This window comes from Actinomadura sp. BRA 177 (genome assembly GCF_013372625.1).
In the GTDB taxonomy this organism is placed as follows: domain Bacteria; phylum Actinomycetota; class Actinomycetes; order Streptosporangiales; family Streptosporangiaceae; genus Spirillospora.
This window is the reverse complement of the sequence record NZ_JABXFD010000627.1, coordinates 1-8456: the sequence shown is the minus strand read 5'-3', so window position 1 is coordinate 8456 and position 8456 is coordinate 1. Positions and strand designations below refer to the sequence as shown.

The following is an 8456-nucleotide window of genomic DNA, read 5'->3' as shown; positions in this document are numbered from 1 at the left end:
TGTTCAAGGTCGACAGGTCGCGGGTCCGGCCGCGCCGGCGTCCGGTGCGGGCCGTGCGGATTCTCGGCACGCGGGCGCCCCCGGGCGGGCCGCCGCACCCAGGCGGGCAGCCTCCGGGCAGGTTGCGCCCAGGAGGGCAGCCGCACCTGGGAGGCATGCTGCTACCGACAGAGACCGCATCGTTACCCAATCGGCTCCTTTGTCGGGATTTGACGCTGACTCGGCGCCGGATAACCTCGCACGAGGGACAGTGCAACGACGCACGGCGATGACGTACGCGTCGGTCGCGGCCGTCCTCGTCCTGGTCTGCGTGATCGTCGTCGGCTCGCTGTGGAAGGGGCTGGCGTTCGCGGGATCCGGCGAGGACGAGCGGGATCCGCCCGCGACCCCGGCCACCAGCCCGGTGGGCGGCGACCTCCCGGACGACCTCGTGGACGACCCCGCGGCCCGTCCCAGCACCCCGCCCGAGCACCGCGCGCGCAGAACCCCCGACCGGCCGGCTGTCACCCCACGGCACCGGACGCATAGGATCCGTCCGTCAACGCGAATGACGCCCAGGACGTCTCCTTCAGGTAAGCCATCTACGAAATCGCCCCGGGCGACTCCCACCGCCCCAGAGCCAACACCCACACCGACGGGGAGCACCACGACTCCGTCAACTCCGAGCCCGGTTCCCTCGCCGACCCAGAGCGGGAAGCTAGGTTCGGAGGACAAGGTGTAGACGTACGAGGGAAAGTGCACATATGAGTCAACCTCGGCTGCTCGGCGGCCGCTACGAGCTCGATTCGGTGATCGGGCGGGGCGGCATGGCCGAGGTCTACCGTGCCCGAGACCTGCGCCTGGATCGCGTCGTGGCGGTCAAGACGCTGCGGTCCGACCTGGCCCGTGATCCGACGTTCCAGGCCCGGTTCCGGCGCGAGGCCCAGTCGGCCGCGTCGCTGAACCACCCCTCGGTCATCGCCGTGTACGACACCGGCGAGGACATGATCGGCGACACGTCGATCCCGTACATCGTGATGGAGTACGTGGACGGCAGCACGCTGCGCGACCTCCTGCGGGAGAACCGCGCGCTGATGCCCGACAAGGCCCTGGAGATCACCGACGGGATCCTGCGCGCGCTGGACTACAGCCACCGCGGCGGGATCGTGCACCGCGACATCAAACCGGCCAACGTGATGCTGACCCGGCAGCACGAGGTCAAGGTCATGGACTTCGGCATCGCCCGCGCCATGGCCGACTCGGCGTCGACGATGACGCAGACCGCGCAGGTGATCGGCACCGCGCAGTACCTGTCCCCCGAGCAGGCGCGCGGCGAGCGGGTGGACGCCCGCAGCGACATCTACTCGACCGGCTGCGTCCTGTACGAGCTGCTCACCGGCAAGCCGCCGTTCACCGGCGACTCCCCGGTCGCGATCGCCTACCAGCACGTCCGGGAGGAGCCGGTACCGCCGTCGCAGGTGGACCCGCAGATCCCGCAGTGGGCGGACGCGATCGTGCTGAAGGCGATGGCGAAGGAGGCCGACCACCGCTACCAGAACGCGACGGAGTTCCGGCAGGAGATCCAGCGCGTCCTGCAGGGGCAGCCGGTGGCGTCGACGGCGGCGTCCACGATGCTGATGGGCGGCGTGCAGCAGCCGCAGGGCACCCAGGTGATGGGCGGCTACCCGCCGGGCGCGACGCAGGTGCGCCGCCCGCCGGACGACGGCTACGGGCTGCCGCCCGTCCACTATGACGACGAACTGCCCGAACGCGGCGGCAACGGCAAGAAGGCCGCGCTGTGGGTGGGGCTCGCCGTGCTGTTCATCGGCGGCGCGGCGCTCATCGGCTGGATGCTGAGCGGCGGCGGGGGCGAGAAGAACCAGCAGGTCGCGATCCCGCAGAGCATCGTCAACGTGTCGCAGGCCGACGCGACGGCGCAGCTGACCAAGCTCGGCTTCCAGGTCGGCGAGCCGAAGAGCGACTTCAACGACGACATCCGCAGGGGCAACGTCATCAGCTCCGACCCCGAGCCGGGCGCGAACGCCGCCAAGGGCGCGACGGTGACGCTGCTCGTCTCCAAGGGCAAGAAGCCGCCGGCGGAGGTCGAGGTCCCGAACGTGGCGGGCCAGTCGTACTCGACGGCCAAGAAACTGCTGGAGGCGAAGGGCTTCGAGGTCCAGAAGAGAGCCGAGTCGAGCGACACCGTGCCGCGGCTCAACGTGATCAGCACCGACCCGGCCGGCGGGTCGAAGGCGGAGAAGGGCTCGACGGTCACGGTGGTGTTCTCCAACGGGCCGGCGAACCTGCAGGTGCCGAACCTGTTCAACAACAGCCAGCGGGCCGCGTGCAAGAAGCTGGAGGCGCTCGGACTGAAGTGCAGCGTGCAGAAGGGCCAGCCGACGCCGGACAAGCAGGTCGCGCCGGGCTTCGTCTACGACCAGCAGCCGAAGGAGGGCGCCACGGTCATCCCGGGCGACACGGTGACGATCTTCGTCGCGGACAAGCCGGAGCAGACGCCGACCCAGGGGCCGCCGACGACCCCGGGGTTCCCGAACCTGCCGGGCGGCAACAACGGCAACGGCGACGGCTGATCCGGCCGCTGAACGCGAAGGGCCCCGGCTCTCCCTCAGGGAGGCCGGGGTCCTTCGCGTCGGCCCGGAACGGGGTCCGGACATGGAACGGGGCTTCCGCCACTCGGGGGCAATGGCGGAAGCCCTCGTTATGGTCTTCGTCACGCGATCGTAGGTCGTTACGTATTTCAACCGATTTTTTCTCAAGTGGTCGACATGCACCGTCCTACGCAACGGATCCGCAGGTCAGGGCCTGCGGGGGCGCGCGCCCGTCAGCCGGGGGTGGCGGAGCCGGACGGCGCCGGGGTCTGCACGACGCCGTGGTCGAACTGGATCCTGGATTCCACCCGGGGGAACGCCACGTACCAGAGGACGGCGGCGACCGCGAGCACGATGCCGAGCGCGGTGGCGGCCTTGGTGGGCCACTCGCCGGGGAGACGGCGCCAGATCCAGGCGTACACGGGACCTCCTACTTTCCGGCCGGCTTGCCATCGGCGGGCTTTCCGGCGGCGGGACGGACGCGGGGCAGCGCCTCGGCCAGCTCCCCGAAGATGATCATTCGTTCGGCGGCGGAGTACTTGGGGTGGCAGGTGGTGAGCGTGATGAGCCGCTCGGTGGGCCTGCGCTTCGGGTGGAACGGGACGGGCGCGGTCACCTCGGTCGCCGACGGCTTCACGATCTTGCGGTCGGTGACCTTGTAGACGTACTGCTCGTCGCGGGTGTCGATGAGGATCTTGTCGCCGCGGTCGAGTTCGCCGAGCCGGTTGAACGGGGCGGAGTAGGTCGTCCGGTGCCCGGAGACCACGAAGTTGCCGATCTGGCCGGGCAGCGCGGTGCCGGGGTAGTGGCCGGGGCCTTTGCGCAGGTCGTCGCGGTCGACGCCCTCGATGACGACGAAGTGGTAGTCGTCGCCGAACCGGGGGATGCGGATCATCGCGAGCCCCTTGCCGAGCTTCACCTTCTCGGTGGTGACCTTGCCGCTCTGCCAGCTGTTCAGCATCTCGTCGTGGAGGCGGTCCTGCTGGCCCTGGGTGTACCGGCCGGTGCCCCACAGCTCGTAGGTGACGAACAGCATGACGATCAGGCCGGCGGTGATGCACAGCTCGCCCATGCCACGGATCACCGTCCGCACGCGAGTCCTCCTCCATCGGCCGGGGTCAGCCGCCGGGCTCCGGCGGCACCGTTGCGTGCTTCATCGCCACGTTGCCGGTGTAGGGCGGCAGCGTGGCCCGTCCCACCGTTCGCACCGAGTAGCCGAGCCCGTACGCGCGGACGTACTTGCGGTAGACGGCGATCTCGGGGGACGCGCCGAGCGCCGCGCGGAGCCGGTCCGGGTCGCCCACGGCGGTGATCCGGAACGGCGGGGAGTACACGACGCCCTGGAGGATCAGCGTATTGCCCACGCACCGCACCGCGCTGGTCGAGATCACCCGCTGGTCCATGATCTGCATCCCGCGGGCGCCGCCCGCCCAGAGCGCGTTGACGACGGCCTGCACGTCGGCCTGGTGGACGACGAGGTCGTCGGGGTGGACGCCGTGCGGCAGATCGTCCGATTTCGGCAGCGGCGCGTCGTCCAGCGCGACGCGGACGGCGGTGCCGGTCAGCGGGGTGAACCCGGCCTCGGCGGCGAGCCGGTCGGCCTCCGCCCGCGCACTTTTCACGCGCGCGTCGTGACGTCCGGCCTCCCGGGAGATACGGTCGATCTGGTCGCGGAGCCGCCGGTACTCGGCACGCTCCTGGTGTCCGCGGCGCTGTTCGGCGGTGATGAGCTCGGTGATCCTGGTCCGGCCCTGCTCGCGCAGGCTCGTGCCGCGGGCCGTGCTCGCGCTCGCCGCGAACAGGGTCCCGGCGAGGAGCGTGAGAGCAGGAATGATGCTTCCCCACGCAGGACGCCGTACATTGCTCATCAGTCAGTGCTCACCAGCGACTACGCTAACCGACAAAACACCCATGCGCGGTCCGGCGCTCCGGCCGCCGGACGCCCGAGGAGATCGATCCCACCGTGGCCAAGTCGAAAGTGCGTAAGAAGGCCGTCTACACGCCTCCGCAGAAGTCCAAGGCGCCCGAGGTCAGCCCCCGCTGGCTGGTGCCCACGATGGTCGGGCTGTGGCTCATCGGGCTCGCCTGGATCGCCGTCTTCTACGTGACGGCCAGCACCGGCACCGACGTGCCGTTCATGTCCGACCTGCACAACTGGAACCTGGGGATCGGCTTCACCGCGATCATCCTCGGCGTGGTCCTGTCGACCCGCTGGCGCTGACGGCAGGTTATCCACAGGCTGGGGATCTCCCACCCCGGCTTTCCCCAGGTTTTCCACAGGATCTTTCCACAGGGTTCGCGGGTCGGCCGCGTCCCGGCCGGACGAGCGGACGCCGCCACGCAGGACGGCGTCCGCTCCGCCACGGCTAGAGGGACGGGCTCAGTTCGGCCGTCCGGACGACCACGAGCGCGGCGAGCAGCGCCAGCATGAGCAGCGGCGCCCCGAGGTGGAACAGCCGCCGCCGCGCGGCGGGAGCGTACGCGTAGGCCGCCGCCAGCACCGCGCCGACCGCGAGCCCGCCGACGTGCCCCTGCCAGGAGATGCCCGGCACCGAGAACGTGATCACCAGGTTGATCACCAACAGCACCACGATGGGGGCGACCGGCCCGCCCAGCTTGCGGCCGATCACGAAGTACGCGCCGAACAGGCCGAAGATGGCGCCGGACGCGCCGACCGCCGCGTCGTTCGGCGAGCCGACCAGGTACAGCAGCACCGACCCGCCGAGCCCGGACAGCGTGTAGAGCGCCAGGTAGCGCCACCGTCCGAGCATCTGCTCCAGCGCCGGGCCGACGGCCCACAGCGCCCACATGTTGAACAGGATGTGGGTGATGCCGAACGTCCCGCCCCGCTGGTGCAGGAACATCGTGGTGAACAGCCGGTACCACTGGCCCTCGGCGACCCCGCCGACGCTGCCGTCCGGCAGCACGGCGCGGCCGAGCATCATGAACTCCCACACGACCCGCTGGGACGCCAGCTCGGCGAGGTACACCACCACGCACGCGGCGATGAGCGAGTACGTGACGACCGGCACCGCCGACGCCGGCGACCGCCCGCCGAGGACCGTGCGGGGCACCGCCCTGCGGACGCCCCGGCTGCCCTCGTTGACGCACTCCACGCACTGGTGCCCGACCGCCGCGTCCCGCATGCAGTCCGGGCAGATGTAGCGGTCGCACCTGGTGCAGCGCACATACGTCTCGCGCCCCGGGTGCCGGTAGCAGGTCGGTACCGAGGTCTCGGGCGCGGGACTGGGGTCTGTGCTCATCTGGTGCTCCGTGGCGCCTGTGCGGGCGTCGCCTGGTGCGGCGTCACCCGTCGCGTGGTCTCACTGTAGGAACGTCTAACGCCGTTCGATCGTCACCGATTCCAGGACGACGTCCTGCTTCGGACGGTCGTTGCGCCCGGTCTCGACCTTGCCGATGCGGTCGACGACGTCCGTCCCCTCGATGACCTTGCCGAAGATGGTGTGCCGGCCGGTCAGGTGCTGGGTGTGGCCGACGTCGAGCGTGATGAAGAACTGGGAGCCGTTGGTGCCGGGCCCGGCGTTCGCCATCGCCAGCAGGTACGGGCGGTTGAACTTCAGGTCCGGGTGGAGCTCGTCCTTGAACTGGTAGCCGGGCCCGCCGGTGCCGGTGCCGAGCGGGTCACCGCCCTGCAGCATGAACTGGTCGATGACGCGGTGGAAGATCGTCCCGTTGTAGAGCGGCGCGTCGGACTTCTGCCCGGTGCGCGGGTCGGTCCAGGTCCGGGCGCCCTCCGCCAGCTCGGTGAAGTTCGCCACCGTCTCGGGCGCCTGCTCCGGGTAGAGCTGGATCACGATCTTGCCGAGCGACGTGTTGAGCGTCGCGAAGATCTCGTTGGCCACGCTGGCCGCCTCCTCGTGAGATGGATGTCTGAACTCTGCACGCTACGGTCTCGGCCATGCGCGAATCGACTACCCGGCGTGAACATGCCGTCACTCGCACGGGGTTTACCGCCCGATCGCTGGGAAGGCTGCATGACAGGACCTCGCAAACAGGGAGGTTAGCGTGTCCCTAATGATCAATATCCGCCGGAAGCCGCAGGACGAAGTTCTCACCCGGTTCGGCCGCGTCCAGGATGCGGCCCGGCAGGGCGCCGAGATGTGTCGGCAGAGTGCTTCCGACGCGGCGGAGCGGATCGGGCCGGTCGCGGAGGAGCGGCTCATGGCCGTCCGCGGCTGGAGCGCACCGAGGCTCCGGCGGGCGGCCCGGTACGTGGAGTCCGGGCTCGCCCCGCGGGTGAGCACGTTCCTGAGCGATGCCGCCGGACGGGTGGAGCCGCCCAAGCGCTCCGGACCCGGGCGCGGCGCCCTCATGGCGATGATGGGCGCGGTCACCGCGGTCGGCGTGGCCGGCGTGGTGGCGACGCGGCGCGGCGTCATCCGCGACATGACCAAGGGTTCCGGTGAGCACGTGGACGACGCCACTTCGGCCGACTCCATGACGGTCTCCGGCGCCGACGTCGACGGTCAGGTGCACTCGCCGCACTAGCGGCTGTCGGAGGGCCCGGTCGTTTTTCGGCCGGGCCCTCCGCCGTGCCCAAGGGTTGCTACCAACCGGTACCGTAACGCCATGTCGCCGAAGCGCTCCCTCCGGCAGGTGCTGACGGCCCGCGTTCGACAGCGGGCGCGCCAGAACATGCACACGGCCGTGCACCGCACCTGGGACTGGATCCAGCGGCACGGCGAGATCACCCCGCACACGCCCGGCCGCCGCCGGTTCGCCTACCTCGGCGAGGGCGCCTGCATCGGCTTCCCCGTCGGCTCCATCTACGGCGAGCCCTGGATCTCGATCGGCGACCACACGCTGGTCGGCACGCACGTCACGATCTCCGCCGGCTTCGTCCCCGGCCTCGATCTCGGCCCGGACGTCATCGTCCGCATCGGCGGAAGCTGCTCCCTCGGCCGCGGCACCCACATCGTCGGCCACCAGTCCATCAGCATCGGCGACGACGTCTTCACCGGCCCCAACGTCTACATCACCGACCAGAACCACACCTACGGCGACCTGCACATGCCGATCGGCCGCCAGTGGCCGGAGAACAACCCGGTCATCATCGGGGACGGCTGCTGGATCGGCACCGGCGCGATCATCCTCCCCGGCACCCGCCTGGGCCGCAACGTCGCCGTGGCCGGCGGCGCCGTGGTCCGCGGCGAGTTCCCCGACCACTCGGTCATCGGCGGCGTCCCCGCCAAGATCCTCCGCAGCCACGACAAGGAAACCGGCTGGCAGCCGCCCCTACGCAACGACCCCTTGATGTCCCTGGACGAACTGGCCGCCCTCTCCGTAGACGGCCTAGAGGGCCTCCAGTTGCTACAGGACCGCCTACGCGCCGAGAACACCGCCGAGCCCGACGTCCACGAGGAAGCCGGCTAACCCCTCACCCATCGGCCCGGACATGGCAACAGCTCCGCGAGGGGCTGCTCTTGTCGAACCATCATTTGCAGCGAGCAGCACGGCAACCGCCCCGCCCCGCCGGGAACTGCCGAGCCCAGCATGACAACAGCCCACCCGGGGGATGGACGCGGCCTGCTCCGTCCGGGACGCCAGTTGTAGTGGTCGGCACCGGCCCGCCGGGCGACTGCTGGGATGGATATGACAACAGCCCCGCCCTGGGTGGGCGGGGCTGCTCTCGTTCGGGTGTTAGTTGTAGCGGGCGGCGCGGCGGTCGTTGCCGTTGTTGGGGACTCCGCGGCGTGGGGCGTGGGAGCCGGCGCCGGTGCGGGGGCCGCCGCCCCGGCGCCGGCCCCCACGCCCCACGCCTGGCCCTTCTACACACCCGACGCTGCCGGCCACACGCCAACAGGAGAGCTGGTGCGCCCCCGTCACCACACCGTACACAACAACCAA

The 8456-nt window shown here is 70.4% G+C and carries 9 protein-coding genes; 4 read left to right on the top strand and 5 right to left on the bottom strand.

Annotation, left to right across the window (positions count from 1 at the left end):
• Positions 1-743 precede the first annotated feature (743 nt).
• Positions 744-2570 carry a Stk1 family PASTA domain-containing Ser/Thr kinase gene (pknB, locus tag HUX53_RS35080; RefSeq protein ID WP_176407579.1) on the top strand — a complete coding sequence of 609 codons (1827 nt, stop codon included), beginning with the start codon at positions 744-746 and terminating at the stop codon, positions 2568-2570.
• A gap of 251 nt (positions 2571-2821) precedes the next feature.
• Here the strand turns inward: pknB and HUX53_RS35075 are convergent, their stop codons facing one another.
• The 3 genes from HUX53_RS35075 to HUX53_RS35065 are packed head-to-tail and all read right to left on the bottom strand — an operon-like array spanning position 2822 to position 4456.
• Positions 2822-3010 (bottom strand): hypothetical protein, encoded by a 189-nt coding sequence (locus tag HUX53_RS35075; RefSeq protein WP_176407578.1) that lies wholly within the window; start codon positions 3008-3010, stop codon positions 2822-2824.
• An 8-nt stretch (positions 3011-3018) separates the two neighbouring features.
• On the bottom strand, positions 3019-3681 hold the full coding sequence (locus HUX53_RS35070; protein ID WP_309237579.1) for a class E sortase: 663 nt from the start codon (positions 3679-3681) through the stop codon (positions 3019-3021).
• A 25-nt stretch (positions 3682-3706) separates the two neighbouring features.
• Positions 3707-4456: a DUF881 domain-containing protein gene (locus HUX53_RS35065; RefSeq protein WP_176407577.1), complete on the bottom strand. Its 750-nt coding sequence runs from the start codon at positions 4454-4456 to the stop codon at positions 3707-3709.
• 95 nt (positions 4457-4551) lie between these two features.
• On the opposite strand from HUX53_RS35065, the gene HUX53_RS35060 reads away from it, so the two are divergent.
• On the top strand, positions 4552-4809 hold the full coding sequence (locus HUX53_RS35060) for a cell division protein CrgA (RefSeq protein WP_176407576.1): 258 nt from the start codon (positions 4552-4554) through the stop codon (positions 4807-4809).
• 145 nt (positions 4810-4954) lie between these two features.
• Here the strand turns inward: HUX53_RS35060 and HUX53_RS35055 are convergent, their stop codons facing one another.
• The gene (locus HUX53_RS35055; RefSeq protein ID WP_176407575.1) at positions 4955-5851 is read right to left on the bottom strand and encodes a rhomboid family intramembrane serine protease; all 897 of its coding nucleotides are present in this window, start codon (positions 5849-5851) and stop codon (positions 4955-4957) included.
• Between the two features lie 75 nt (positions 5852-5926).
• Positions 5927-6451: a peptidylprolyl isomerase gene (locus tag HUX53_RS35050; protein WP_176407574.1), complete on the bottom strand. Its 525-nt coding sequence runs from the start codon at positions 6449-6451 to the stop codon at positions 5927-5929.
• A 172-nt stretch (positions 6452-6623) separates the two neighbouring features.
• Here HUX53_RS35050 and HUX53_RS35045 point away from each other — a divergent pair, with 172 nt between their 5' ends.
• Entirely contained in the window at positions 6624-7097 is a 474-nt protein-coding gene (locus HUX53_RS35045; protein WP_176407573.1) for a hypothetical protein, read from the top strand.
• A gap of 81 nt (positions 7098-7178) precedes the next feature.
• Positions 7179-7982: an acyltransferase gene (locus tag HUX53_RS35040; RefSeq protein WP_176407572.1), complete on the top strand. Its 804-nt coding sequence runs from the start codon at positions 7179-7181 to the stop codon at positions 7980-7982.
• Positions 7983-8456 lie beyond the last annotated feature (474 nt).